This window comes from Mycobacteriales bacterium, assembly GCA_035533475.1.
Classification (GTDB): domain Bacteria; phylum Actinomycetota; class Actinomycetes; order DATLTS01; family DATLTS01; genus DATLTS01.
Genome location: DATLTS010000018.1, coordinates 40,521 through 66,263, shown reverse-complemented (window position 1 = coordinate 66,263; position 25,743 = coordinate 40,521). Strand labels below are relative to the sequence as shown.

General features: G+C 70.5%; 18 protein-coding genes. 13 read left to right on the top strand and 5 right to left on the bottom strand.

Annotated elements, in window-relative coordinates; genetic code table 11:
* Positions 1-82: 82 nt before the first annotated feature.
* Entirely contained in the window at positions 83-1,081 is a 999-nt protein-coding gene (locus VNG13_03140) for a DMT family transporter (GenBank protein HVA59517.1), read from the bottom strand.
* A gap of 31 nt (positions 1,082-1,112) precedes the next feature.
* On the bottom strand, positions 1,113-1,784 hold the full coding sequence (locus VNG13_03135) for a TetR/AcrR family transcriptional regulator (protein HVA59516.1): 672 nt from the start codon (positions 1,782-1,784) through the stop codon (positions 1,113-1,115).
* Between the two features lie 150 nt (positions 1,785-1,934).
* Here VNG13_03135 and VNG13_03130 point away from each other — a divergent pair, with 150 nt between their 5' ends.
* The 7 genes from VNG13_03130 to VNG13_03100 are packed head-to-tail and all read left to right on the top strand — an operon-like array spanning position 1,935 to position 11,587.
* On the top strand, positions 1,935-2,831 hold the full coding sequence (locus VNG13_03130) for an alpha/beta hydrolase (GenBank protein HVA59515.1): 897 nt from the start codon (positions 1,935-1,937) through the stop codon (positions 2,829-2,831).
* A 10-nt stretch (positions 2,832-2,841) separates the two neighbouring features.
* Positions 2,842-4,437 (top strand): long-chain-fatty-acid--CoA ligase, encoded by a 1,596-nt coding sequence (locus VNG13_03125; GenBank protein HVA59514.1) that lies wholly within the window; start codon positions 2,842-2,844, stop codon positions 4,435-4,437.
* Positions 4,434-5,540, top strand: coding sequence for a PHB depolymerase family esterase (locus VNG13_03120; protein ID HVA59513.1), 1,107 nt, complete (start codon positions 4,434-4,436; stop codon positions 5,538-5,540). Before VNG13_03125 ends, VNG13_03120 begins: the two co-directional genes overlap by 4 nt.
* A complete protein-coding gene (locus VNG13_03115) occupies positions 5,537-8,071 on the top strand; it encodes an ABC transporter substrate-binding protein (protein HVA59512.1) in 2,535 nt (844 codons plus the stop codon). The genes VNG13_03120 and VNG13_03115 overlap by 4 nt, the downstream gene beginning before the upstream one ends.
* Positions 8,032-8,958 carry a branched-chain amino acid ABC transporter permease gene (locus VNG13_03110; protein HVA59511.1) on the top strand — a complete coding sequence of 309 codons (927 nt, stop codon included), beginning with the start codon at positions 8,032-8,034 and terminating at the stop codon, positions 8,956-8,958. Before VNG13_03115 ends, VNG13_03110 begins: the two co-directional genes overlap by 40 nt.
* A complete protein-coding gene (locus VNG13_03105) occupies positions 8,955-10,799 on the top strand; it encodes a branched-chain amino acid ABC transporter ATP-binding protein/permease (protein HVA59510.1) in 1,845 nt (614 codons plus the stop codon). Before VNG13_03110 ends, VNG13_03105 begins: the two co-directional genes overlap by 4 nt.
* A complete protein-coding gene (locus VNG13_03100) occupies positions 10,796-11,587 on the top strand; it encodes an ABC transporter ATP-binding protein (protein HVA59509.1) in 792 nt (263 codons plus the stop codon). The genes VNG13_03105 and VNG13_03100 overlap by 4 nt, the downstream gene beginning before the upstream one ends.
* Here VNG13_03100 and VNG13_03095 read toward each other — a convergent pair.
* On the bottom strand, positions 11,574-12,722 hold the full coding sequence (locus VNG13_03095; protein HVA59508.1) for a HoxN/HupN/NixA family nickel/cobalt transporter: 1,149 nt from the start codon (positions 12,720-12,722) through the stop codon (positions 11,574-11,576). The two genes, VNG13_03100 and VNG13_03095, sit on opposite strands and share 14 nt — an antisense overlap.
* Before the next feature lie 75 nt (positions 12,723-12,797).
* Between VNG13_03095 and VNG13_03090 the strand changes: the two genes are divergently transcribed.
* The 4 genes from VNG13_03090 (at position 12,798) to VNG13_03075 (ending at position 17,265) form a co-directional block, all read left to right on the top strand.
* The gene (locus VNG13_03090) at positions 12,798-14,186 is read left to right on the top strand and encodes a S53 family peptidase (protein HVA59507.1); all 1,389 of its coding nucleotides are present in this window, start codon (positions 12,798-12,800) and stop codon (positions 14,184-14,186) included.
* Positions 14,187-14,293: 107 nt separating this feature from the next.
* On the top strand, positions 14,294-14,575 hold the full coding sequence (locus VNG13_03085) for a hypothetical protein (protein ID HVA59506.1): 282 nt from the start codon (positions 14,294-14,296) through the stop codon (positions 14,573-14,575).
* 114 nt (positions 14,576-14,689) lie between these two features.
* A complete protein-coding gene (locus VNG13_03080) occupies positions 14,690-16,582 on the top strand; it encodes a hypothetical protein (GenBank protein ID HVA59505.1) in 1,893 nt (630 codons plus the stop codon).
* 80 nt (positions 16,583-16,662) lie between these two features.
* Positions 16,663-17,265: a DUF4232 domain-containing protein gene (locus VNG13_03075; protein HVA59504.1), complete on the top strand. Its 603-nt coding sequence runs from the start codon at positions 16,663-16,665 to the stop codon at positions 17,263-17,265.
* A 15-nt stretch (positions 17,266-17,280) separates the two neighbouring features.
* Here the strand turns inward: VNG13_03075 and VNG13_03070 are convergent, their stop codons facing one another.
* Together VNG13_03070 and VNG13_03065 are read right to left on the bottom strand one after the other, a co-directional pair.
* Positions 17,281-18,435, bottom strand: a complete 1,155-nt coding sequence (locus VNG13_03070) for an AI-2E family transporter (GenBank protein HVA59503.1) — start codon at positions 18,433-18,435, stop codon at positions 17,281-17,283.
* A 47-nt stretch (positions 18,436-18,482) separates the two neighbouring features.
* On the bottom strand, positions 18,483-18,725 hold the full coding sequence (locus VNG13_03065; GenBank protein HVA59502.1) for a hypothetical protein: 243 nt from the start codon (positions 18,723-18,725) through the stop codon (positions 18,483-18,485).
* Between the two features lie 61 nt (positions 18,726-18,786).
* On the opposite strand from VNG13_03065, the gene VNG13_03060 reads away from it, so the two are divergent.
* Both VNG13_03060 and VNG13_03055 read left to right on the top strand, forming a co-directional pair.
* Positions 18,787-19,068, top strand: coding sequence for a hypothetical protein (locus tag VNG13_03060; GenBank protein HVA59501.1), 282 nt, complete (start codon positions 18,787-18,789; stop codon positions 19,066-19,068).
* Positions 19,069-19,269: 201 nt separating this feature from the next.
* The gene (locus VNG13_03055) at positions 19,270-25,674 is read left to right on the top strand and encodes a hypothetical protein (GenBank protein ID HVA59500.1); all 6,405 of its coding nucleotides are present in this window, start codon (positions 19,270-19,272) and stop codon (positions 25,672-25,674) included.
* Positions 25,675-25,743 lie beyond the last annotated feature (69 nt).

The window sequence follows — 25,743 nt, the reverse complement described above, 5'->3', positions numbered from 1 at the left end:
TGCGCCCGGGCGGCGACCTCCTGCGAACCGCACCATATGCGCTGGTGGGCCCGGGGCGGTGCGACCAGCCGGGACAACCTGGTCAGCCTGTGCGGGCGGCATCATGCCGCGGTGCACCTGGGTGGTTGGAAGCTGCGCGGGGGCGCCGAGGCCACCCTGACCTGGACCAGCCCGACCGGCCAGGACTACCGGAGCGACCCGCACGATTTCCACCGTCGGACCTGATCGCGCCGGAGCGCCGGGTCGCGAGCACCGAGCCGGCGAGGATCAGCAGGAACCCGACGGCCGTCGCGGTGGTGAAGGACTCGCCGAGCAGGCCGACGCCGAGGACGACGGCGACCGCCGGGTTGACGTAGGTGATGACGGTCGCGCGGACCGGACCGACCTCGGCGATCAGCGCGAAGAAGACCATGAATGCGAGCGCCGTGCAGATCACCGCGAGCACGACGACCGCGCCCGCGACGTGCGCCGACGGCCACCGCGCGGGCAGCTCGGTCAATCCGAACGGCGCGTAGACCAGCGCGGCGATCAGCAGCGAAGCCGCGACCACCCCCAGGCTGGGCAGATCGGCCAGGTACCGGGAGAACAGCCACGGACCGGTCGCGTATCCGACGACCACCACGGCGATCTCCCCGACCGACCCGAGATCGGCCGCGCCGACGTCGAATCCGACCAGCGCCGAGACCCCGAACAGGCCGAGCACCAGGCCGGCGAGCTGGCTCGGGCCTATCCGATCCCGCGCGCCAGTGGCCCGGGCGAGGACGACCCCGACCAGCGGAACCGCGGCGACGAGCAACCCGGACAGCGAGCTCGACAGCCGCCGTTCCGCGGCGGACAGCAGGAACCAGGGGACGACGATCTCGACCGCGCTGAACGCGAGCAACGGCCCCCACCGGGCCAGGAGCGGGCGAAGCTGGCGACGGCCGGCCGCGACCGGAACGAGCAGTAGGGCGCCGATGCCGGTGCGCAGGAAGACCAGCGCGGCCGGCGACAGGTCCCGCACCGCCACCTTGATCAGCAGGTAGGGCAGGCCCCAGATGACGCACATCGCGGCGAACAGCAACCAGCCCCGCCGGGACACCGCGCGCCCTCCGTTCGAGCCTGGGGTTGGGTCAGGTCAGCATACGGGTGGCGAAGCCTGCGTAGGTGTCCGCGACCTCTTCCGCGGTGGGGCCGAGCTCCGGGTCCCACCACTCGGCCACCCGGATCCCCATGGCGCCGATCGCGGCGACCGCGAGCAGCGGGTCGACCGGGGCGAAGACCCCCAGCCGCTGCCCGCGATTGACCACGTCGGCGAACAGCCGTTCGGATTCCAGCCGGATGTTCAGGATCTCCGCCCGGCCGTCCTCGGGCAGCGCGGCCAGCTCGCGGTTGCACACCCGGGCGAGCAGCGGGTAGGTCACGTGCAGCCCGACGTGGGCACGGGTCAGCGCCTGGATCTGCTCCCGCGGGTCGCTGTCGACCTCGAGCAGGGCCAGCCGCAGCCGGTCGTAGTGCTCCTCGTGGCCGATCCGGATCAGGTCGGCGAGCAGCTGCTGCTTCGACGTCACGTGCGCGTACAGCGAGCTGGCCTGAAGGCCGACCCGGCGGGTGATGTCGCGGACCGACACGGCGTGGAAGCCGCGCTGACCGAACTCGAGCAGCGCGGTCTCATAGATCCGGCGCAGCGTCCCTTCGGCGGTGGCCCGGGGCGGCAGCAGCGACGCGGCCTGCGGGGTCGGGGTCGCGGTGTTGCGGTTCGCCCGGTCGAGTAGCGGGAGCGGCGGGGTCAGCGGGACGGTCACGCTGCGAGCGGGAGTCTGGTCCGACACGGTATCCTTCCGAACGCTCGTTATGAATCGAGCCCCCAACCTGCCTTGACGCGCATCTCAGGGGACCACAGACTGGCGCGAATTCGCAAGGGGCGAACGGGCGTTCGTTGGGAGCGGGTGGGGATGGGGATCGCGACCGAGGCCCGCGGCCGGGTGCGCGGCGACGGCATCCGCCTCGGCTACGGCTTCTGGCCCGGCTCGGGCCGGCCGATCGTCGGCATCCACGGCATAACGGCGTCCTACCTGAACTTCGTCGGCATCGCCGAGCGGCTGGCCGGCCGCCGGGGCCTGCTGGCGCTGGACCTGCGCGGGCGCGGCGACGCCGACAAGCCGGCCGGACCGTACGGGATGCGCCAGCATGCCCGCGACGTCGCGGCCGCGATGACCGCGTTCGACCTGGGCGGCAGCATCCTGGTGGGGCACTCGATGGGCGCCTACGTCGCGGTCGCGCTCGCCGCCGAGTTCCCGGAGCTCGTCGCCGGCCTGGTGCTGATCGACGGCGGACCGCCGCTCGACCCGCCGCCGGGGATCGACGTCGACGATCTGCTCGAGGCGCTGCTCTCCGCCCAGGTCGGCCGCCTGAGCCAGACGTTCGGCAGCCTGGAGGAGTACTACCAGTTCTGGCGGGAGCTGCCGACGTTCCGCGGCGGTCGCTGGGGGCCGTGGGTCGAGGCCTATCTCGGCTACGACCTCGGCGGGGAGGCGCCGCGGCTCCAGCCGAAGGCCTCCGCGGCGGCCGTCCGCGCCGACTCGCTGGACGCGATGGACACCGCGGTCCTGCGCCGGCGGCTCGCCGGGTTGGCGGTGCCGGTCCTGTTGCTGCGGGCCGCGGAGGGGATGGCGCCCGGGCAACCGCCGCTGATGACCGACGACGTCGTCGACGAATGCGCCGGTCTGGTCTCCGCGTTCGAGCATCGGGTGGTTCCGGGCACCACGCACTACACGATCGCGTTGGGCGATCCCGGCGCGTCCGTCGTTGCGGACGCCGTAGTCGAGTTCGCGGAATCGTGCGGCCGGTGAGCACCCGGTGATGGAGATGCCGCTCAACGCGTGGACCATGTTCGACCACGCCGCGCGGCATTTCGGCGACGTCGACATCGTCACCGGTTGGGCGGACGGTCGGCGCCATCGCTACACCTACGGCGACTTCGCGGTCCGGGCGACCCGGCTGATGAACGCGATCGAGGCGCTCGACGTGGCGCCCGGCGCGGCGGTCGGCACGCTGGCCTGGAACAGCTACCGCCATCTCGAGGCCTACTTCGGGGTGACCTGTGCCGGTCGGGTCCTGCACACGTTGAACCTGCGCCTGTCGCCGGACGAGCTCGGCTACATCGTCGACGATGCGGGCGACCAGGTGATCCTGGTCGACGCGGATCTCGTTCCGCTGCTGGAAAAGGCGCGCGGTGCCGGGTTCCTCGACGGGGTCCGGCAGATCGTCGTGTTCGGCGAGGTTCCCGATTCGGATCTACCCCATCTGATCTCTTACGACGATCTCCTCGCCACCCAGCCGGCCACCTACCCGCGGCCGGACATCGAGGAGTCCGCACCCTTCGGGATCTGCTACACGTCGGGTACCACCGGACGGTCGAAGGGGGTCGTCTACACCCACCGGTCCTCGGTGCTGCACGCGCTCGGGGTGAGTTCCGGAGCCGGGTTGGCGATCGGTCCGAGCGACTGTGTCCTGCCGGTGGTTCCGATGTTCCACGCCAACGCGTGGGGGGCGCCGCACGCGGCCACCATGATGGGCGCCAAACAGGTGTTCCTCGCCGGCCCGTTCGAGCCCCGGCTGCTCGTCGACCTGCTCGCCGAGGAGCAGGTGACCGTGACCGCCGGGGTGCCCACGATCTGGCTGGAAACCGCCGACGAGCTGCGCCGGCGGGGCGGCGGGCTGCCGCGCCTGCGCCACATCGTCTGCGGCGGCGCCCAACCGCCGCGCGCGCTGATCGAGCGGTACCGCAGCGAGTTCGGCATCCCGATCCTTCAGGCCTGGGGGATGACCGAGACCTCGCCGCTGGCCAGCGTCGCCTGGCCGAAGCACCGGATGGCCGATTACCCCGCCGAGCAGATGGTCAGCGAGGCGGCCTGCCAGGCCGGCCTGCCGTTGCCGACGATCGACCTCGCGATCCGCTCCGAGCGGGGCGAGGACCTGGCGTGGGACGGCGCGGCGATGGGCCGGCTGTTCGTCCGTGGCCCGTGGGTCGTCGACTCCTACCTGCACGGCGCCGGCGCCGAGCAGTTCGAGGCCGGGTGGTTCGCGACCGGCGACGTCGCGGTCGGGTCGCCGAACGGCTACTTCCGGATCGCGGACCGCACCAAGGACCTGATCAAGTCCGGTGGCGAGTGGATCTCATCGGTCGACATGGAGGCCGCCCTGATGGCGATGCCGGGGGTGCTCGAGGCCGCGGTCGTCGCCATCCCGGATCCCAAGTGGCTGGAACGCCCGCTCGCCGCCATCGTGGCCACCTCCGGCGCCACCGTCACCCTCGCCGAGGTGCACGAGCATCTGCTCGGCGCCGGGTTCGCCCGCTGGCAGCTACCGGACCGGGTCGAGCTGATCGGCGAGGTCCCGCGGACCTCGGTCGGCAAGTTCGACAAGCTGGCCCTGCGGGCCCGGTTCGGCGAATGAGCACCCGTCCGCTCCGGCTGCTGCTCGGGATCGCCCTTGCCGGCACGGCGCTCGCCGCGCTGCCCGCCGGTGCCGCCGGTGCCGGTGCCGCCGGTTCCGGCTCCTTCACCTCCGGGTACTACCCGGCGCAGGGCGCGCCGGGCGCCCGGCAGTACTGGCTTTACGTGCCGCCGGGGCACCGCTCGGCACCGCGGCCGGTCGTCGGGTTCCTGCACGGCTGCAACCAGACCGCGGTCCAGGCGGCCGCGGCCACCCGCCTCGACGAGCTGGCCGACCAGCGGGACTTCGTCGTCGTCTACCCGCAGCAGAACGTGACGGCGCCGAGCACCGCGCCGCTCGCCGACGGCAACGGCATCGGCTGCTGGAACTGGTTCCTCCCGGCCGACCAGGTGCGCGGCAGCGGCGAGGCGTCGACGATCGCCGGGCTGGCCCAGTGGGTCGTCGACACCGAGCACGGGGATCCGCGCCGGGTGTACGTCGAGGGCATCTCGGCCGGCGCCGACATGTCGGTGATCCTCGCCGCGGCCTACCCGGACGTCTTCGCCGCCGCGGGGGTGATCGCCGGTTGCGCGTACGCCGCCTGCGCCGACGCCACCGGCCGGCTCGCGTACGAGGCGATGGGCCCGCGGGCCCGGCTGGTCCCGCTCTTCGTCGAGAACGGCAGCGCCGACACGGTCAACCCGCTCCCGCTCGCCGCCGGCCTGGTCCAGTCCTGGCTCGGCGTGGACAGCCTGGTCGAGACCGGTTCGCCGGTGAGCCCGGCCGTGCCGCGGACCCCGGCGGCGACCACGACCTACGGGTTCGGCCAGACCCCGGCCCCGGGGAGCGGGGACCTCTGCATCCACAACGACAGCTGGACCTGCCCGGGCGGGGCGATCGGCTTCCGGGGCAGCTACCCGTACTCGGTTTCCCACTTCACCGATGCCGGCGGTTGCGACCTGGTCGACCTCTGGGCCATCTACGGGATGGAGCACGCCTATCCCGACTCGCCGGGGGACGGCCCGTACACCGACCCGTTGGGCCCGGACGTGACCCAGGCCAGCGTGGACTTTTTCCTCTCTCACCAGCTCGGGGACGGCTGTCCAGGAAGGGGTCACCGATGAAGAGGCGCACCCTGGCGAGCGGACTGCTCGCGGTCGGACTGTTCTCCGGCCTCGCGACCACCGCGGTCGCCGCACCCGACTCCAGCGCGATTCCGCCGGACCGGCAGTCTTACGTCACCGACTCTCCCGTCGATCCCTACAACGGCGACCCCTCCTCCATCCACGTCTCGGTGAACGCCGGCCAGGAACTGGCCCGCTCCTACGTGCACTTCGCGCTCGACTACCTGCCCGCCGGGGCGGTCCCGCTCGACCTCGTTGCGACCTTCCACCTCACCAATCAGTCGGGCGCGTCGAACACCAGCGTCTACCAGGTCTACAACGTCAATCCCAGCTCGGCGATCGTGGAGGCCTGCGCCCTCGTCCATCCGATCCCGGCGAGCCTGACCGCCTCGAATGCCCCCGCCTACGACTGCGCGCACGGCTCCGCGATCGGCAAGCCGAACGCCGCCTACGACACCTGGGTCTTCGACCTGCGTGAGCTCGTCGGGTACTGGCGGGTGCACGGCAACACCGGGCTCGTCCTCATCCCGATCTCGTCCGGCCCGTCGGACGCCTGGGCCGTCGCGTATTACGTCAGCCTGACTACCGCGGTAGCCGAGTACGAGTTCCCGGCGACCCCGGCAGCGCCCGCCGCCCCGGTGACGCCCGCGACCCTGGCACCGGTCCCGGGCGCATCTGCGGTGACCCGGGCACCCGCGCCGGTGCCCGCGCCGCCGCCGGCCAGCGTTGCGACCAGCCAGGCGGCGGTGGCGCCGCCCGGCACCAGCCCGGCGCCGAGCCTCGCCCCGCCCGCCCCGGCACCGGCGGCCGCCGCCCCGGCTGCGCCGGCTTCGCGCGGCGGCGGCACCGTGTGGTGGCCCTGGGTCCTGCTCGGCTGCCTCCTGGTCGGGGCCGGCGCGATCGCGACCGCGCACCGCGACCAGCTGCGCTTCGTCCCGGCCAGGCTGTCCGCCTTCGCGGCCAAGGTCGGCCCGCCGTCGGTTGCCGCGTTCCGGGCCCATCCGCGGGCCTATTCGGTCGCGTCGGTCGCCGTGGTCTGGGGACTCGTGTACTCCGGGTACTCCCTCGACCAGAGCAGGCCGACGATCGGAACCGTCGCCGCGACCGGGTCGCCGTCGACCGCCCTGAACGGCGGGCCCGCGCCCGGGCCCACCGCGAGTGCCAGCGCGGGGCCCGGCGCCCGGTCCGGGACCGCGACCGGCGCCGTCACCGGAGTGGCCGTCACCGGGGCGGCTGGCTCCTCGTCGGTCGGTGCCCCGACCACCGCGTCGTCGACGGCGGCCCAGGCCAGCGAGTTCTCCGGGCCGGGGCACTACGAGACCATCGACGGCGTCCGGGTCTTCTTCCCGTCCAACGGCGGCCCGCCGGTGGCCCAGATGTACTCCGGCGCCGACGACACGATCGGCATCACCGCGAAGCAGATCACCCTGTGCGCGCACGCCGCCCTCACCTACGGTCAGGCGTTCGACATCAAGGCGAGCGACCTGAACGTGTACTGGGACTACATCCACGCCCACGGCGGCGTGTACGGGCGCACGGTGAACGCCAGCTACCAGAACGACAACTACGACCCGGGGACCGCCGTGCAGGCGGCACAGGCCTGCAAGGACGCCGGCACGTTCATGCTGCTCGGCGGGATCGGATTCGACCAGATCCCGGCCGTGCGGGTCTGGGCCGAGCAGAACCACGAGCTCTACCTGCACCACATCGCCACCGTGGAGGGGTCGGCCGGACTGCACTACAGCTTCACCGCCCTGCCCACGCTCGAGCAGATGGGCACCTGGTTCGGACAGCTCGCGCTGGCGAAGTTCCGCGGCCAGAAGGTGGGTGTGATCTGGCGGGACAGCCCGAACTGGCAGCCGGCGCGGGACATCTTCGAGCAGATGCTGCGCGCCGCCGGGGTGCAGGTCTTCGACTACCCGGTCCAGATCAACCAGGGCAACTACACCCAGGATCTGTTCCAGCTCAAGACCGCCGGGGTGACCGCCGTCTTCGCCCTGGAGAACGCGCTCGCCGCGACCGAGATGATCCAGCAGGCCGAGGGGCAGAAGTACTACCCCTCGTGGCTGGTCTTCCCGTTCAACCTCACGATCAAGACGCTCGGCGCGGCCGCGCTCCAGCAGCCGCTCTACGGGATCGCCGCCTGGGACCCCTACGACAGCACCTGGTCGGGCGGCCCGTACTCGTCCTACACGAGCGACATCCTCGAGTTCAACCGGGAGTACAAGGCCTACGACCCGGGAGCGAACCTGGGCGGGGACGGCGGTGACCTGCTGTTTCTCAACTGGGAGGCGCAACGCGGGATCCGCGACCTGTTCCTCGAGTGCGGGCCGAACTGCACGCGCAACCGGATGGCCGGCATCCTGCTCGCCGGTTACCACCGGACCGTGCCGCCGAACTGCGACGTCGACTTCAGCCAGGGCGACCACCACCACGGCGGCTACCTCACCGACGCCGACATGGTGGTGCGCGACCCGCAGGGCAACGCGGCGTGGATCCCGATCGACCGCTGCGTGTCGTCGGTCAGCTGACGATGGCCGAAATCCTGATCTTCGGGGTCGTCAGTGGCGCGATCTACGCCCTGTACGCGCTCGGGATCACGCTGGTCTACAAGACCTCGTCGGCGATCAACTTCGCGCAGGCCGAGATCGGCACGTTCGCGCTCTACCCGGCGACCTTCGTGGTCACCGAGCACCACCTGCCGTGGGTGCTCGGAGCGCTGACCGCACTGGTCGTCTCGGTGGCCATCTCGCTGGCGTTCGAGGAGGTCGTCATCCGCCGGATGATCTCCGCGCCCCGGGTGGCCGTGGCGGTGGCCACGGTGGGACTGCTCTCCGGACTGGTCGGTCTGGAGGCGCTGTGGTTCGGACCGTCGCCGCGGCAGCTGGCCCCGCCGCTGACCACCGGGAGCTTCTCGCTGGCCGGCGTCGTCATCCTGCCGAGCTACTGGCTGTCCCTGATCGTCGTGCTGGTCGTCACCGTCGTGCTGACCCTCTTCTTCCGCTACACGAGCTTCGGGCTCGCGGTCCGCGCCTTCGCCGACGATCCGGTGGCGGCCCGGCTGATGGGCATCTCGCAGGCCCGGGTGAGCCGCTTCACCTGGGCCACCGCCGGCCTGCTCGCCGGGCTGGCCGCCCTGCTGATCGAGCCGTCGATCGGGGAGATCGCTCCCGGCGTCTTCGGCAGCCTGCTGCTGTTCGGGCTGACCGCCGCCGTCATCGGCGGCCTGTCCAGCCTCCCCGGGGCCGTGGCCGGCGGTCTCATCGTGGGGATCGCGCAGGCCTTCTTCACCGCCCACCCGCTGACCACGAAGCTGGCCGGCGTGCAGTCGATCGCGATGCTGGTGATCATCCTGCTCGTCCTGCTGGCCCGGCAGCTGTGGCCCCGGATCGCCGTCGGCCTGCGGACCTCCGGATGAGCGGGGCCTGGGGGCGCCGGGCGAACCTGGCGATCGCGGCCGCCCTGCTGATCGCCCTGCCGATCCTTACCCAGGCGGCGATGCCGAACCTGCTCACCGGTCGCCAGTACCAGACCCTCTGCTTGGCCACCGCCTTCGCGATCGGGGCGCTCAGCCTCAACCTGCTGCTCGGCTACACCGGGCAGCTCTCGCTCGGGCACGGTGCCCTGCTCGGGGTCGGCGCGTTCACCAGCGGGTTCATCACCTCCCGGGCCGACCTCCCGATGTTCGTCGGACTCGCGCTGTCCATCGTCGTCGCCAGCCTGGTCGCGGCGATCCTCGGCATCGTCGCGCTCCGCCTCAGTGGCATGTACCTCGCGGTCGTCACCCTCGCCTTCGCCACCGCCATGCAGTACGGCGTGTTCGACAGCGAGCTGCTCTCCCGCGGGTCCGCCGGCGTGGCGCTGCCGCGCCGCCTGTGGGGCAGCCACTACATCGTCAGCAACGGCGTTTACCTCGCCGTCTGCCTGGTCGGGTTCCTGTTGGTGTGGGCGGTGGACGGCAACGTCGTCCGCACCCGGCTCGGCCGCGCCTTCCGGGCGATCAAGGAGAACGAGTCGGTTGCCCAGTCGCTCGGTGTGAGCGTCGTCCGCTACAAGCTGTTCGCCTTCGCCACCTCCGGCGGGATGGCCGGCCTCGCCGGCGCGCTGTACTGCCACACGTTCCTGTTCGTGAACGGCGAGACCTTCCAGTTCAAGGAGTCGCTGGTGCTCGTCGCGGCCGTCGTCGTCGGTGGCCAGGGCCGCCGGGTGGCCGTCGCGGTCGCGGGCTTCTCCTTCTTCATCCTGCCCCCCGTGCTGCACCTGTCGGCGGACTGGGCCCCGGTCATCGGCTCCTTGCTCCTCATGCTCACCCTCGCCCTGCACCCGGACGGCATCGCGGACCTGTTCGTGCCCCATGGCCCCCGCCGCCGCGACCGCGCCGACGACGACGAGGCGGACCTGGCGCTGCCCGAGCTGCCCCGGCTCTCGCTGCCGCCCGGCGTCCGCAGCGGCGGCGGGCTGGCCGGCGAGACCGTCCTTGCCGGCGAGACCGTCCTGGCCGTCGAGAACCTCACCGTGCGCTTCGGTGGGCTCGTGGCCGTCGATCAAGTTAGCCTCACCGTCGCGCGCGGCCGGATCACCGGGCTGATCGGGCCCAACGGGGCCGGCAAGTCCACCCTGTTCAACGCCGTTTCCGGCCTGGTGCGCACCCAGAGCGGGGTGATCAACTTCCAGGGCCGGCCGATCCAGCAGTTGCGCTGCGATCAGCGGGCCCGGCGCGGGATCGCCCGCAGCTTCCAGCAGATCGGCCTGGCCAAGGAGCTCTCGGTCCGGGAGAACTTCCTGCTCGCCCAGCATCCGCTGGCCGGATACGGCGACCTCGAGGCCTTGTTCCTGCTGCCCCGGGCGGCCCGGCGCGAACGGGAGCTCGCGGCCCGGGCGGACCAGGCGATCGAGGCGCTCGGCCTGACCAGCCACGCCCGCATCCCGATGCGCAACCTGTCCGGCGGGCAGCAGCGGCTGGTCGAGATCGGTGCGCTGCTCCTTACCGCCCCCGATCTCGTCCTGCTCGACGAGCCCTCGGCCGGGATGGCGCCGGCCGCGGCGGAGAGCCTGGCCGAGCGGCTCCGCGACCTGCGCGACGTCCTCGACCGGACGGTCCTGCTGATCGAGCACAACATCCCCCTGGTCCTCGACACGTGCGACCACGTCTACGTGCTCGACGCCGGCCGGCTGATCGCCGAGGGGGCTCCCGACGAGGTGACCGCCGACCCGGGGGTCATCGCGGCCTACTTCGGGGCGGCGGCGGTGCCGGCATGAGCGAACCGCTCCTCGAGCTGACCGGCATCCGTGCCGGATTCAACGCCCAGACCGTCATCCACGGCGTGGACCTGGCCGTGCCCCGCGGCTCGGTCACCGGCCTGTTCGGCCTCAACGGCGCCGGCAAGAGCGTCCTGCTCAAGGTCGTCGCCGGCCTCGTCCCGGCCTGGGCCGGCCAGATCGTCTTCGCCGGTCACGACATCACCCGGTCCGGCCCGGAGCAGCGGGTGGCGCTCGGCATGGGGCACGTCCCGCAGGGTCGGCAGGTGTTCGGCTCCCTGACCGTCGAGCAGAACCTGCGTATCGGCGGCTATCCGATGCGTGGCCGCAAGGCGGAGCTCGCCGGCCGGGTCGCCGCCGCCTACGAGACGTTCCCGCTGCTCGCCGCGAAGCGCGACGCGGCTGCCGGGACCCTCTCCGGCGGGCAGCAGGCGTCGCTCGCCGTCGCCCGGGCTCTGGTGGCGAACCCGCAGCTCGTGCTGATCGACGAACCCTCCGCGGGTCTCGCGCCGGCGATCGTCGAGGAGTTGCTCGAGGCGCTGCTGCTGGTGCAGGAAACCGGCGTCACGATGCTGCTCGTCGAGCAGAACATCCGGTTCGGGCTGCGCCTGGCGGACACCGCCTGCCTGTTGCAGCGCGGCCGGATCGTCTACCGCGGCGGCGTGGCCGACCTCGACGAGACGACGCTGGCGACCCACCTCGGGGTGGGGCGGCTGCTCCGCGGCGACCTCTCCTCGGGTCTGTCCCGGCGCAAACCGGCCCGGCGACCGGCGGTCAGGCCCGGCTAGAGCCGGATTCCCGGGCCCGGGTCGCGGCGGTCTCCCAGCGCGCCTCGACCTTGCCGTACCGCCAGACCGCGAGGGCGATCACCCAGACCGCGATGAACATGCCGACGATGACGAAGCCGGCGTGGTTGATGTTGAAGCCCTGCGCGTAGTTCCAGAATCCGCCGGTCAGGTTGAGCTGCTGGGAGAGCACCTGCGCCACTTCGAGGCCGCCGATGAACAGCGCCACCGCGACCGAGAGACCGGTGATCGTGATGTTGTAGTACACCTTGCGGACCGGCCTGGAGAACGCCCACCCGTAGGCGAAGTTCATGAACGACCCGTCGATCGTGTCGAGCAGGCTCATCCCGGCGGCGAACAGGATCGGCAGGGAGAGGATCGCCCAGAACGGGAGGCCGCCGGCCACCGCCGAGCCGGCGAGCACGAGCAGGGCGACCTCGGTCGCGGTGTCGAAACCGAGCCCGAACAGGACCCCGATCGGGTACATCTTCCAGCTGGTGTCGACCGATCGGGCCAGCGGGCCGAAGAACCGGTTCATCAGGCCGCGGCTGTTCAGCTGCCGCTCCAGCTCCTCGTCGTCGTAGCGGCCGCGGCGCAGCTCGAGGAAGACCTTGACGATCGAGACCAGGACGACGATGTTCAGGATCGCGAGCAGCATCAGGAACGAGCCGGACACCGTGGTGCCGATCAGCCCGGTGTAGTGGTGCAGCCCCGAGGTGTTGTTCTTCACCTGCGAGTTCAGCGCCTTGATGCCGAAGTTGAGCAGTACGGCCAGCGCGAACACGACGCTCGAATGCCCGAGCGAGAAGAAGAAGCCGACCCCGAGCGGTCGCTTCCCCTCGGCCATCAGCTTGCGCGTGGTGTTGTCGATCGCCGAGATGTGGTCGGCGTCGAAGGCGTGCCGCAGGCCGAGGGTGTACGCGAGGATGCCGGTGCCGATCCCGAACGTCGTCTTCGCGTCCAGGTGGTAGCGACCGGTTGCCGCCGCGAAGAGCAGGGTGAACCCCAGCACGTGCAGGACGATGATGACGCCGAACATCGCGCCGAGGTTTCGCCACTCCGGCCCGGACAGTCGATCCCGCAGCCGCGCCGGGGGTCCGGGGGCCGCGGAAGTCTCCAGTGTGTCGAGCGTCGCCATCTACCCTCCAGCCCCTAAAGCCTGTCGTGTGTAATTGCCACCTACTCGCAATAACCTACCGCTACGGTACCTGGCGTGATCAGCCGGCCGAGACTCCTCGCGGTGGGCCTGCTCGCCGCGGTCGTCGGCTGCTCGAGCTCACCGGTTGCAGCGCCCCGGCCGGCGCCGCCGTCGGTCCCCCCGAGCGCCAGCCCGCTACCGGCCCCCACCGGCCCGGTCCCGGTGCCCCCGACCGCCGCGCAGTGCGAACGCTGGTTCGGAGTGGACTGCTACGACCCCCAGCAGCTTCAGGCGGCCTACGACCTGGGCCCGCTGCTCGCCCGGGGGCTGACCGGGGCGGGGCGCACGATCGTCATCGTCGACCCGTTCGGGTCGCCGACCGTGGCGGCCGACCTCAAGGTCTTCGACCTCGCGTTCCACCTGCCGGACCCGCCTTCGTTCCGGATCATCGCGCCGGCCGGCCCGATCCCCAAGTTCGACCCCAAGGGTTCGGAGGTGCTCGGGTCGGCGGCCGAAACGTCGCTGGATGTGCAATGGGCGCACGCGATGGCTCCGGGAGCCAACCTGCTGCTCGTCGAGACGCCGGTCGCCGAGATCGAGGGGACCTCCGGATTCCCGCAGATCGTGGCGGCCGAGAACTACGTCGTCGACCACCGGCTCGGTGACGTGATCAGCCAGAGCTTCGACGCCACCGAAGACACCTTCCCGAGCCCGGCGTCGCTGCTGAGCTTCCGCAGTGCCTTTGTCAACGCCGCGGCGCACGGGGTCAGCGTGCTGGCGTCGAGCGGGGACTCCGGCGCCGCCGGGCTCGAGTACGACGCGGTCCACTACTACCCCTACCGGGCGACCGGCTGGCCGGCGACCGACCCGCTGGTCACCGCGGTCGGCGGCACCTACCTGCAGTTGGACGCCCGGGGCCGCCGGCTCGCGCCGGACAGCGTGTGGAACGACACCAGCCCGAGGAGCGGACCAGCGGCGAGCAGCGGCGGTCTGTCGAAGGTGTTCTCCCGGCCCGCTTACCAGAACGGGGTCGCCGCAATCGTCGGCACGCACCGCGGGATCCCGGACATCTCGCTGTCCGCGGCGGGGCGGGGCAGCGTCCTCGTGTACCTCGGCTACCCGGTGCCGGGCGCCCCCGGGGCGGCGCCGGCGGCGCCCGGCTTCGTCGCCATCAACGGGACCAGCGAGTCCTGCCCGCTGCTCGCCGGCATCGTGGCCATCGCCGACCAGCTGGCCGGGCACGACCTCGGGTTGCTCAATCCGGCGCTCTACCGGCTCGGCGCCGAGCACGCGCCCGGCCTCGTCCCGGTGACCCGTGGCGACAACACCGTGTCCTTCGTCGGGGCCGGCGGCCGGATGGTCACCGTCACCGGCTTCCAGGCCGGTCCGGGCTACAACCTGGCGACCGGCCTGGGCACGGTCGACGCGGCGCTTCTCGTCCCCGAGTTGGCCGGGAAGCCCTGAGCCCAGGGCGGGATGCCCCATTTGCGCGGAATGGTCACAACGGGCCATGTGCCGCGGCCGCGTCACGGCCGATCATTGAGTCGACAGCAGCCGGAGGAGTGGTCGTCATGGTGCTCAGCGTCGGTGCGGTTCGGATCTGCCCCCGCGCGGCGATCCACGTCGGCGAGAGCGGTCGCTGGTCCCGGGCCGCGGGTGCGGACCCCGTATGGCAGGGCGCCACCCATGCCGTCACCGCGCAGGGGGACACCCTGTGCGGGCAGCAGGTGGGCGACCTTGTGGCGATCTTCGACGCCGACTGGACCCGGCTGCACCCGTTCGAGCGCTGCCCGGCATGCAGCCGCGCTGCCGGCCTGCCGGACGGCTCGCTGCCGATCCCCGCCCAGCGCTGACCCCCACCTGGACGCGGGATTTGTCCCGCTTTCCGGGATTTGCCCCTCGGTCCGGCTAAGGTTCTCCGCAGCCACCTGCCGAGGGAATTCGCGATGCCACCCATGGACCGTCCGGTGCCCGGGCGTCGGCCCCGGCTGGCCCTGGGCGTCGCCGTGTGCAGCGCCGTCGCCTGCAGCTCGCTGGCCCTGCCCGTCCCGGCGTCCGCCAACCCCAACCTGATCATGGCGGTGACGGCCGGTACCGCACCGGCGGCGGTGGTGGAGCCGGGTGGGTCCCTCGACGTGCTCGACCGGAACACCGCCGGCTATCTCGAGGCGGCGCACTGGACCGCGTCCGGCGGCTGGGCCGGTGTTTCCGACCTCGGTGGGCAGCTCGCCGGCGGCCCGGCCGTCGCAGTCGACCCGGTGACCGGCGCGGTCGACGTCTTCGTGCAGGGTCCCGACCACCTGCTGTTCGAGAAGGTCCGCAGCAACGGCACCTGGTCGGGTTGGCAGAACCTCGGCGGATGGCTGACCGGGCGGCCGGCTGCGGTCGCCGACCCGGCCACCAGCACGGTCGCGGTCGCGGTCGCCGGCGGGGGCGGCGCGGTCTATCTCAAGATCCACGCCGGCGGGGTCTGGTCGAGATGGATCGCGGCCGGTGGGTCGTTGCTCGCCGGCACCGGACCGGCGATCACCAGGGCCGGGACGGGCCTGCTGCTGCTCGCCGGCGTACATACCACGCACGTGGTGTACACCGAGACCGTCACGGTCGACGGTGCGCTCGGAAGCTGGCGTTCGATCGGCGGCTACGCGATCAACGATCCGACCGCGGTCAGCTCCGGGGGCGAGCCGGTCGTGTTCACCGAGGCAGGCAACCGGACCCTCCAGCAGGCAACCGGCCGGCCCGCCGGCGGCTTCGGCCCGTGGGTTTCGGTGCAGGGCAATCTCGGCGGCGGCGCCGGGGCGGCGTCCGGGGCCGGCACGCCGCAGTCGGGCGCGGCGGGGGGCGCCACGAGCTCGCGGATCGACGTGTTCGTGCTCGGCCCGCAGGCCGGCCTGTGGCAGCGCACCTCGACCGCCGGATCATGGGGGGCCTGGCGGCTCATCGCCCTTCCCGGCACATCCCCGCCGGCGTGGACCTCCAGCCACTATACGAACGACATGACCGGAGATCCCGGAACGGATGCCGGGCTCGGGTACGACCACGGCTGCGCCCGGGCGCAGAGCGGCGGGTCCGGCCTCGTCGTGCTCGACTACGGAACGCAGACGATCCAGCAGGGCGTGAACGGCACCTGGAAGGTGCTCGCCTACGGCGTCTTCCTGTCCGACGCGGACATCGTGGCGCACGCCGACGGCTACCTTCGCGGTTACGTCGCGTGCTCGAACGGCGCGCAGCCCGGTCTCATCCTCGCCCTCGGCACGAACAACAGCGGACCGGCGAGCACGACGGGCGGTCCCGCCGGTGTCGACTGGGCGACCAACGTGGTCAACGCGGTCGCGCGCTACGCGGCGTCGAACGGTGGAACCGGGATCAGCGTGGGTGGGGCCAACGACATCGAGCCCGGTTTCGGCGTCCCCTCCGCCGCCCTGGCCTGGACGCAGGGCTACGACAGCGCGACCGGTTTCCCGTCCTACGACTACGGATCCGCCGACGGCTGCCCGGGGATCGGGGACCCCAGCACGGTGTGCGGCGACGGCTGGACGATCGGCCAGCTTTGGTCGGTGTCCGACGGGGTGGCGACCGCCCGGGCGCTGCCGGAGATCTACACCTCCGCGCAGGACCAGCTCACCCAGGGCAGCCAGTGGGCGCACATCTCGCTATGGGGGACCCAGCAGGGGCATCCCGCGGTGCCGTTCGCCGGCGAGATGACCCAGTGGGAGTCCTGCCAGCAGGAGGGTGGCTGCGCGGACACCGGGAACACCCCGGCCCAGGGCTGGTGGGAACTATGGAACGACATCACCGGTCAACCGCAGACCCGGATCGCCGCGCTGCCGTACTCGACGGACATCATGCACGACCAGTGAGGCGGTTCGCCGGACTGGCCGGGGGAGCGGCGGTGGTACTCGTTGGGGCCGGGTGTGCCCACAGCCACCCGGTCCCTGCCGTGACTCCCACCCGGTCACCGGCACCGGTCGTCCTGGCCACCGGGTTGCCGTCGGTCCGGGAGACGCCGTCGCTTCGGCTGACGCCGAGCCTGCGTGCCACGGCGGTGCTGGTGCCGGCGTGCGCCCTGTCTCGGCTCCAGGTCGCGTTGCCGGCGATCACCGCCGGCACGGGCGGGGACCAGGCCGCGTTCCTCGAGTTCCGCAACACCGGGCCCGGGCCGTGCACCCTGATCGGGTATCCGGGGGTGGTGGCGTTGGACAGCGCCGGACGTCCGCTCGGGGGGCAGGTGGTTCGCAGGCCGTCCTACCCGGACCGCGAGGTGCTCCTGCCAGCCGGCAGCGCCCCGATCGCCGCCGGGCAACCGAACCCGGCGCACGGCTACGCGACGGTCGTCTTCAACACGTTCCGGAGCTCCACCGGGCTTTGCGCACAGGACCAGATCGAGCAGCCGGCGTGGCTCGGCGTGAGCCTGCCCGGCGAGCCGGGACAGGTCCGGGTGTCGGCGACGGCGGCGGACGGCTCCGGCAAGCGGGTTCAGGCATGTCGCGGCGACCTCGCGGTCACCCCGTTCGGCACGCTCGCGACGGTCAACGGGAACTGAGCCGCCCGGCCCGGTTCACGACGTGTCCGGGACCTCCAGCCGGCTGCGCGCCGCGGTGTCCCGCAATGACACGGCGGCGGCGAACATGGCCGAGGTCAGCGGCAACGCGATGATCGCCCCTGGCACGCCCTCCAGGAAACCGCCGCCGGCGATGACGATGACGACGGCCAGCGGGTGCAGCCGCACGTAGCGGCCGACCAGGAAAGGTTGGAGGAGGTGGGCCTCCACCTGGCTGTCGAGGACCAACACGCCGACCAGGATGAGCGCCGATCCGACGCCCGCGTCGACCAGGGTGACCAACGCGGCGAGGCCGCCGAAGATGATCGACCCGATGATCGGGATGAAGCTGCCGAGGAACACGATCAGCGCCAGCGGTGCGACCAGGGGAGCGCCGAGTGCGGTCAGGGTGATGGCTACGACGGTGGAGTGGAACAGCGCGATCAGGAAGGTGCCACGGACCCAACCCGAGATCCGGCCCCAGGCTTCCTCACCTGCCTCGTGGATCCGGCTCCGGTGCGGGCGCGGGAACAGCCCGACCAGCCAATCCCAGATCCGATCGCCGTCGTAGAGCAGGAAGAAGCAGATGAAGAAGCCGAGGATGGCGCCGGTCAGTGCCTCGGCCACGACCAGCGTGGTGGACACGACGCCGTGCACGACCGTGCTGTGGTGGGTGTTGATGTAGTGCACGAGCCGGGTCTGCAGGTTGTCCACCGAGGCGGGCGCGACGTGCAGGTCGCGCACCGCGACGTTGCGGAGGTTGTTCACCAGCCGGGTGGCCGAGGTCCGCAGGATGGCGGACTCGGAGGAGATCCGGTAGGAGACGAAGAACACGGCGCTGCCCATCGCCGCGAACCCGAGCAGCAGCGTGGTCCAGGTCGCTACCGCGCGCGGGAAGCCGCGATTGCGGAAGGTCTGCACGATCGGCCGGAGCAGCGCCGCGATGAAGATGGCGCCGAGGATCGGCAGGACGAGCAGGTACAGCTTGTCGAAGAGCTGGACGAGCGCGTAGGCGCCGACCGCCAGGACCAGCAGCCGCCACACCCAGCCGGCGGCGTCCCGGAGCAGCGGCGGCACCTGCAGCGGCGACGAGGGCGCGCTGCCGGTATCCGCCGGTGGCAGCATCACCCCGATCTCGGCGCCAAGGGGGGCGGCGGTCTCCGTGGGCTCCATCCGTCCAGCCTGCCCCAGTCCGGCTCCCGGTGGAAGTAGCCGGCGGTTCAGCGCGAGCCCGTGTCGGTCGGCCGAGCCCTCCGCAGGCTGGTCCGGACGAGGAAGCCGAGCAGGGCGACGGCGGCGAGCATCAGGAGTCCGTCGAGGACCTTGCCCACCCCGTGCGACTGCGGCCAGAGGAAGAACGCGTCGAGCACGACGACGACCGCGACCACCAGGGTGACCGACCCCCAGAACAGCGCCACCGCGAGGAACAGGCCGGCGGCGCCCGGCCGTCTCGTGGGGGGCACCGGGTCATGATCCCCGAGCGGCCCGGCGGCAAACGAGGCGGGTCGCAAATGTGATCCGGTCGTGACCCGCCCGGGTCTGATTCCGGGGGAGACTCGGTTCGGCGACCCACCGGGAGGCGAGATGGAGCGACCGGATGCGTGGTCGTCGGTGTCCCTCCTCCCGCTGTCCCCTGTGGTCGACCCGGTCGGGGGAGTCGAGGACCACGCGTTCCGGGTGGATGCGGACAGCGTCTGCCCCGCCTGTTTCCGGTGGGTGAAGCCGCACGAGATCGTCCGGCGCACCGCCTACGGTCCGGTACAGCACGAGTGCTGCCCGGTGCCCGCCCCGACGCCTGGCAGCTGATCGGGAGTCGGCCGGCGTTCGGGTGTTCGCCACCTGGTCACTCGTAACCAGGCGTGCGTGGTCAGAACAGGCTGCTTGAGCAAACGTTCGGCTCATTGTTTCCTGTACGAGCGCCGAAATGCGGCAAGCCCTGTGATAGTCGGCGCTGCACTCGGAAGCGGGCTTCGCTTCCGGTGGAATCACAGGTGCGGGGGCCCAGCGGTGGCAGCTATCGCGATCCGTCAGTTCCGTCATGTTCGCCGCGCCTGGGTCGTGCTGCTCTGCCTAGCCGCCGCGCTGGTCGCCGGCTGGTTCCTCCGACCCGGGCACGCCGCTGCCGTTCTTCTTCCTCCCGTCTGCACGGACACCTGGACGAATACCTCTGGGGGATCCTGGTCCACCGCCTCAGACTGGAGCACCACAATGGTGCCGGGGCCCACGGACGTGGTCTGCATAACTACGGCCGGTACGTACAAGGTCACACTCAACGCCAGCACGTCGGTACTTGCGTTAGTTGTCGGGGCCGGCAGCGGCACCGGAAGCCAGACGCTTGACCTGGTCGAGCCAAACAATACCGGTCAGTTGACCCTGAGCCTTACCGGAAACACCAGCCTGACCGGGTCTACGGTGGCAGCCGGCGGCACGCTGCTGTTGGACCAGTCGTATGTCAGCGGCGCGGTGACGGTGTCGGTTGCTACCGGGGCGACGTTCACGAACGCGACCGGCGGGACGATCACCTCGCAGGACACCTCCTCATGGGCTAGCGCAGGGCGGACGTTGAGCGGGACGTTCGTCAACGACGGCTCGCTGAATGTGGACGTGAACACGTCCTGGTCCGGTGCGCTGTCCAGCGACGGCACGTTGACCACCGGCTCGGGTGCGACCCTGTCGTCGACGGCCAGCTCGGACACGCTGACGCTGTCCAATCCGGGGAGTGTGACGAACAGCGGTGGGATCTCGGTTGGGACCGCGACGTTGGACTGGAACGGTGGCCAGGTGACCGGCAGCCCGATCGCGGTGGCTTCGGGCACGCTGAACTTCCCGGGGTCGTTCGCGGGTTGCACGACCGGGTGTGGGCAGGTCGATGTGGAGGTGAGCCCCACGCTGAACGGGAACATCCCGGCCGGGGTCACCGTGGACGCCCTGGGGGTCGGGAACACCGGGACGACGACGTTGTCGGTGCCGAACTCGCTCAGCAACGATGGCACGCTGCTGTTGGACCAGTCGTTCTTCAACGACGCGGTGGTGGTGTCGGTTGGTTCGGGGGCGACGTTAACGAACGCGGCCGGCGGGACGATCACCTCGCAGGACACCGCCTCATATGGCAGTGCCGGGCGGACGTTGAGCGGGACGTTCGTCAACGACGGCACGCTGAATGTGGACGTGAACACGTCCTGGTCCGGTTCGCTGGCCAGCGACGGCACGTTGACCACCGGCTCGGGTGCGACCCTGTCGTCGACCAACGCCACGGACACGCTGACGCTGTCCAATCCGGGGAGTGTGACGAACAGCGGCGGGATCTCTGTCGGCAGCACGGCCACGGTCGGCACGACCCTGGACTGGAACGGCGGAACGGTGACCGGTAGTCCGATCACGTTGACTTCCGGCACGATTAACTTTCCGGGGTCCTTCGCGGGCTGCTCGACCGGGTGTGGGCAGGTGAACGTGGGGGATGGGACGTCAAAGCTCGTCGGTAACATCCCCGCCGGGGTCACGGTGGAGACTAAGGACAACGCCAACACCGGGACGACGACGTTTTCGGTGCCGAACTCGCTCACGAACTACGGCACGCTGCTGTTGGACCAGGGGTACAACAACGACGCGGTGACCGTTTCGGTTGGTACGGGGGCGACGTTCACGAACGCGGCCGGCGGGACGATCACCTCGCAGGACACCACCTCATATGGCAGCGCCGGGCGGACGTTGAGCGGGACGTTCGTCAACGACGGCTCGCTGAATGTGGACGTGAACACGTCCTGGTCCGGTTCGCTGGCCAGCGACGGCACGTTGACCACCGGTGGGGGTGCACTGTCGGCAACGGCCGGCTCGGACACGCTGACGCTGTCGGCTCCGGGGAGTGTGACGAACAGCGGCGGGATCTCGGTCGGAACCGGGACGCTGGACTGGAACGGTGGCACGGTGTCTGGTAGTCCGATCACGATGGCTTCCGGCACGCTGAACTTCCCGGTGTCGTTCGCGGGCTGCTCGACCGGGTGTGGGCAGGTGAACGTGGGGGATGGGACCTCGACATTAGCCGGGAACATTCCGGCCGGGGTCACGGTGGAGACTAAGGACAACGCCAACACCGGGACGACGACGTTGTCGGTGCCTAACTCGCTCACGAACTACGGCACGCTGCTGTTGGACCAGGGGTACAACAATGACGCGGTGGTGGTGTCGGTTGGTTCGGGGGCGACGTTCACGAACGCGGCCGGCGGGACGATCACCTCGCAGGATACCTCCTCATGGGCTAGCGCGGGGCGGACGCTGATCGGTACCTTCGTCAACCAGGGCGCAGTCAACTTTGCGACCGCCAGTTCGATCGTGCCGACGGGCACGTCCTTCATCAACAGGGGTTCACTCGACGTCGAATCTGGAGTGTCCTTAACCCTCGCGGCGGGTCAGATATTTACCCAGGCTGCCGGCGGCGGTCTGGTCGTCGACGGGACGCTCAGTCTTCAAGCCGCCACCTTCGATTATCAAGGTGGGACGATCTCCGGTGCGAATGCAGCGTCCGGATTCACGATCCTAAACGGCACGCTGGACCTCGCAAGCCATACCGCCGCGAGTATTCCCTTCTACCTGGAGGGAGGCTCGACGCTGACCGGGGGCATCCCGGCGGGTCAGGTTGTGGATGCCCTGGGGATCGGTAACACCGGGACGACGTCGTTGTCGGTGCCGAACTCGCTCAGCAACCACGGCACGCTGCTGTTGGACCAGTCGTACTACAACGACGCGGTGGTGGTGTTGGTTGGTTCGGGGGCGAAGTTAACGAACGCGGCCGGCGGGACGATCACCTCGCAGGACACCGCCTCATATGGCAGTGCCGGGCGGACGTTGAGCGGGACGTTCGTCAACGACGGCTCGCTGAATGTGGACGTGAACACGTCCTGGTCCGGTTCGCTGGCCAGCGACGGCACGTTGACCACCGGCTCGGGTGCCACGCTGTCGTCGACCAAGGCCGCGGACACGCTGACGCTGTCCAATCCGGGGAGTGTGACGAACAGCGGCGGGATCTCGGTTGGGACCGCGACGTTGGACTGGAACGGTGGCCAGGTGACTGGCAGCCCGATCACGGTGGCTTCGGGCACGCTGAACTTCCCGGGGTCGTTCGCGGGTTGCACGACCGGGTGTGGGCAGGTCGATGTGGAGGTGAGCCCCACGCTAAACGGGAACATCCCGGCCGGGGTCACGGTGGACGCCCTGGGGGTCGGGAGCACCGGGACGACGACGTTGTCGGTGCCGAACTCGCTCAGCAACGACGGCACCCTGGTGTTGGACCAGACGTACTTCAACGACGCGGTGGTGGTGTCGGTTGGTTCGGGGGCGACGTTCACGAACGCGGCCGGCGGGACGATCACCTCGCAGGACACCTCCTCATGGGCTAGCGCCGGGCGGACGATGAGCGGGACGTTCGTCAACCACGGTCTGATCGACAGCCTCGGAGTTGCCACGACCGTCTCCGGCGACCTGCAGAACCTGGATACGACCGCAGGTGCATTGACCGGGGGAACCTTCGAGGCGAATAACGGCACGCTCACCCTGCCGGCGTCGTCTCCGGTGACCGACAACGAGGCCACGGTCGAATTGGTCAACGGCGGCAATCTTCTCGACGCTTCGGGCGCGCAGCTGCTCACCTTGGCGACCAACGGTGGAACCCTCTCGCTCAACCACGCCACGCTAGTGCTGTCGGGCGGCTTGACCAACACCGGAAATGTCTCCCTACTCGACGGAGGGACGCTGACCGCCCCCAGTTATTCGCAGTCGGGCAGCGGGGCGGTCACGGACATCAACCAGCCGTCAGGGACGACCACCTCGACGCTCAACCTTGGCTCGGGAACTTTCAGCCTCGGTGGCGGCGTCCTGTCCGGTGACGGGCAAGTCTCGGGCACGGTTGACAACAGCGGCGGAACCGTGGAGCCGGGCAGCGGCACACCGCACCAGATCGGCACCTTCACGGTGAGCGGCGCCTACAGCCAGGGCTCGGGTGGCACGCTCGACGTCAATATCGCCGGGGCCGGGAGTAACGACCAGCTCTCCGCCGCGTCGAGTTCGTTGGGTGGCAACTCGCAGATCTTCAACGCGGCCGGTTATCTGCCGGCCGAGGGCGCGACCTTCCCGGTGGTGGCGGGCAACCCAGGAAGCACCAGCTTCGCCACCGTCGACGGCCGGGTCTTGTCCCCGTCCGAGGACTACGACGTCGTTTACGATTCCAGCGGGGCGCATCTGGTCGCGGTGACGAAGCCGACCGCGCCCACTGGGCTCATCGCCAGCGGAGGCAGCGGCTCGGTGACCATTGGCTTCAGCCAACCTACCGACAATGGCGGTTCGGCCATTACCCAGTACACGGTCGCCTTGACCGAGGGAACAAACACCGTGACCTGTACGGTGATCCCGACCAGCCCGACGGCGTCGCAGAGCTTCAGCTGCACCAACCCGACCACCGGCACCTCGTCGACTGCGACACAGACCTCTGCCACCGCCTCGCCTTCGGGCCAGAAGTACACCGTTACCTGGACTGGGCTTCTCTACTCGACCAAGTACCCGATTGCGGTCTCTGCAAGCAACGACGACTTCACGGGTCCCAGCGCCTCGTCCAGCGCGACCACGCTCGCCCCTCCGTTCACCGGTCCGACGCCGAGCGTCACCGGGCTAAGCCCAACCAGCGGGCCGATCACTGGTGGTACGCCTGTGAAGATCACCGGGAGCGGGTTCACGGGGGCCACTTCGGTGGTGTTGGCCGACACACCTGCCAAGTCGTTCGCCGTGGTGTCCGACAGTGAGATCGATGCGGTGTCCCCAGCTATCGGCGGAGCCGGTCCGGTGTATGTCACCGTAACGACGCCGGGTGGGTCGTCTGCGGCGGTGCCAGCGGCGGAGTTCACTTATGTCACCGAGATCGACCAGATTTCGGGCAACGGATCCTCGACGAGCAGTTACGGGGGCCAAACCTTGACTGGCGCCGGCAGCGGGGACGCGATCACTACCGGGTTCTACTCGGGCAATCCGCAGACGGCTTCGCCTAGCTTTACCTCGAGTGGCGTGTACTTCGACGTCAAGGTCAGCTCGGGTAGCCAGAATCTGGCGATCTCGCTCTGCCCACCTGGTACGGATGGCAGCGTCCTGGACTACTACGACTCGGCCACCGGCCAGTACGCGTCGGTGAGCCCGCCCGCGGTGTACGTGCCGGGAAGCGGCGGTGCGTCACCGTGTCTGAACTGGACGGCTTCTGGGACGTCGACCCCGACGCTCGCGAGTCTGACGGGGACCGTTTTCGCGGTTGGTATAGCCGGCTATGTGCCGGAGACCCCGCAGCGGCTGTTGGACACCCGGCCCACCAGCCGGATCGGTTCGATCGCCGGACCGCTGGCGGCAGGTCACGACGCCGCGATCACCGTTGCCGGGATGGACGGGGTGCCGAGCGACGCGGTCGCGGTTGCCCTCAACGTGACCGCGGTGAATCCGGCGGGGGCCGGGAACCTGCGGGTCTACCCGGACGGTGCCTCGCTGCCGAACGCGTCGACGGTCAACTATGTGCCCGGGCAAGGGACCGCGAACTTCGCGGTCGTCCAGCTTCCTGCCGACGGGAAGATCGATGTGTACTCCGCCGGATCGGCGAGCAACGTGGTCATCGACGTGGTGGGCTTCTACACCTCGGCATCCGGATTGCACCCGCAAGCCCCGGTGCGGGCCATCGACACCCGCTACGGCACCGGCACCACGGCCGGCACCTTGGCCGCGGGCAAGACCTACGGGTTCACGGTGACCGGCGCGGACGGGGTGCCGATCGGCGCCGCTGCGGTGCTGGTCAACGTCACCGCGATCGGGCCGAGCAGCGGGGGCAACCTGCGGGTGTTCCCGGACGGGGCCGCCGTGCCGAACGCGTCGTCGATCAACTACGTGGCGGGGCAGACGCACGCCGTGTTCGATGTGGTGCAGCTGCCGGCCGACGGCAAGATCGACGTCGTCTCCGCGGGCTCGCCCGTGAACTTGGCAATCGACGTCGTCGGTTACCTGGACTCCACCGCGACGCTGGCAACGCAAACCCCGGTGCGGGTTCTCGACACCCGGCCCGGCACGGATCATGTCGGCACGCTGAACGGGCCACTGGCTGCCGGCACCGGGTACGCGGTGAAGATCGCCGGGACCGGCAATGTGCCGTCGAACGCCTCGGCCGTGCTGCTATCGGTGACCGCGATCGGACCGTCCACCGGGGTGGGAAACCTGCGGGTGTATCCAGGTGACGCCTCGGCGCCGAACGCATCGACGCTGAACTACGCGGGTCCGTCCGCGATCGCGAACTTCGTCATCGTTCGGCTCAGCTCGACCGGCACGATCAACCTGGAGAGCAGCGGATCCTCGGTGAACGTCGCGCTCGATGTCCTCGGCTGGTACCCCGGTGGATGAGCAGGAGACTTGGCGCCCGGGCCGACGGATGACCGTCGGGCGAGGCCAGGTCCGACGCCCGTGCCCAGC

What these genes read in the sequence shown, in the direction of transcription:
- VNG13_03070 (HVA59503.1), bottom strand. Translation starts at nt 18,435, where the DNA reads ATGGAGCCCACGGAGACCGCCGCCCCCCTTGGCGCCGAGATCGGGGTG.
- VNG13_03105 (HVA59510.1), top strand. Translation starts at nt 8,955, where the DNA reads ATGAGCGGGGCCTGGGGGCGCCGGGCGAACCTGGCGATCGCGGCCGCC.
- VNG13_03085 (HVA59506.1), top strand. Translation starts at nt 14,294, where the DNA reads ATGGTGCTCAGCGTCGGTGCGGTTCGGATCTGCCCCCGCGCGGCGATC.
- VNG13_03100 (HVA59509.1), top strand. Translation starts at nt 10,796, where the DNA reads ATGAGCGAACCGCTCCTCGAGCTGACCGGCATCCGTGCCGGATTCAAC.
- VNG13_03130 (HVA59515.1), top strand. Translation starts at nt 1,935, where the DNA reads ATGGGGATCGCGACCGAGGCCCGCGGCCGGGTGCGCGGCGACGGCATC.
- VNG13_03125 (HVA59514.1), top strand. Translation starts at nt 2,842, where the DNA reads ATGGAGATGCCGCTCAACGCGTGGACCATGTTCGACCACGCCGCGCGG.
- VNG13_03120 (HVA59513.1), top strand. Translation starts at nt 4,434, where the DNA reads ATGAGCACCCGTCCGCTCCGGCTGCTGCTCGGGATCGCCCTTGCCGGC.
- VNG13_03095 (HVA59508.1), bottom strand. Translation starts at nt 12,722, where the DNA reads ATGGCGACGCTCGACACACTGGAGACTTCCGCGGCCCCCGGACCCCCG.
- VNG13_03115 (HVA59512.1), top strand. Translation starts at nt 5,537, where the DNA reads ATGAAGAGGCGCACCCTGGCGAGCGGACTGCTCGCGGTCGGACTGTTC.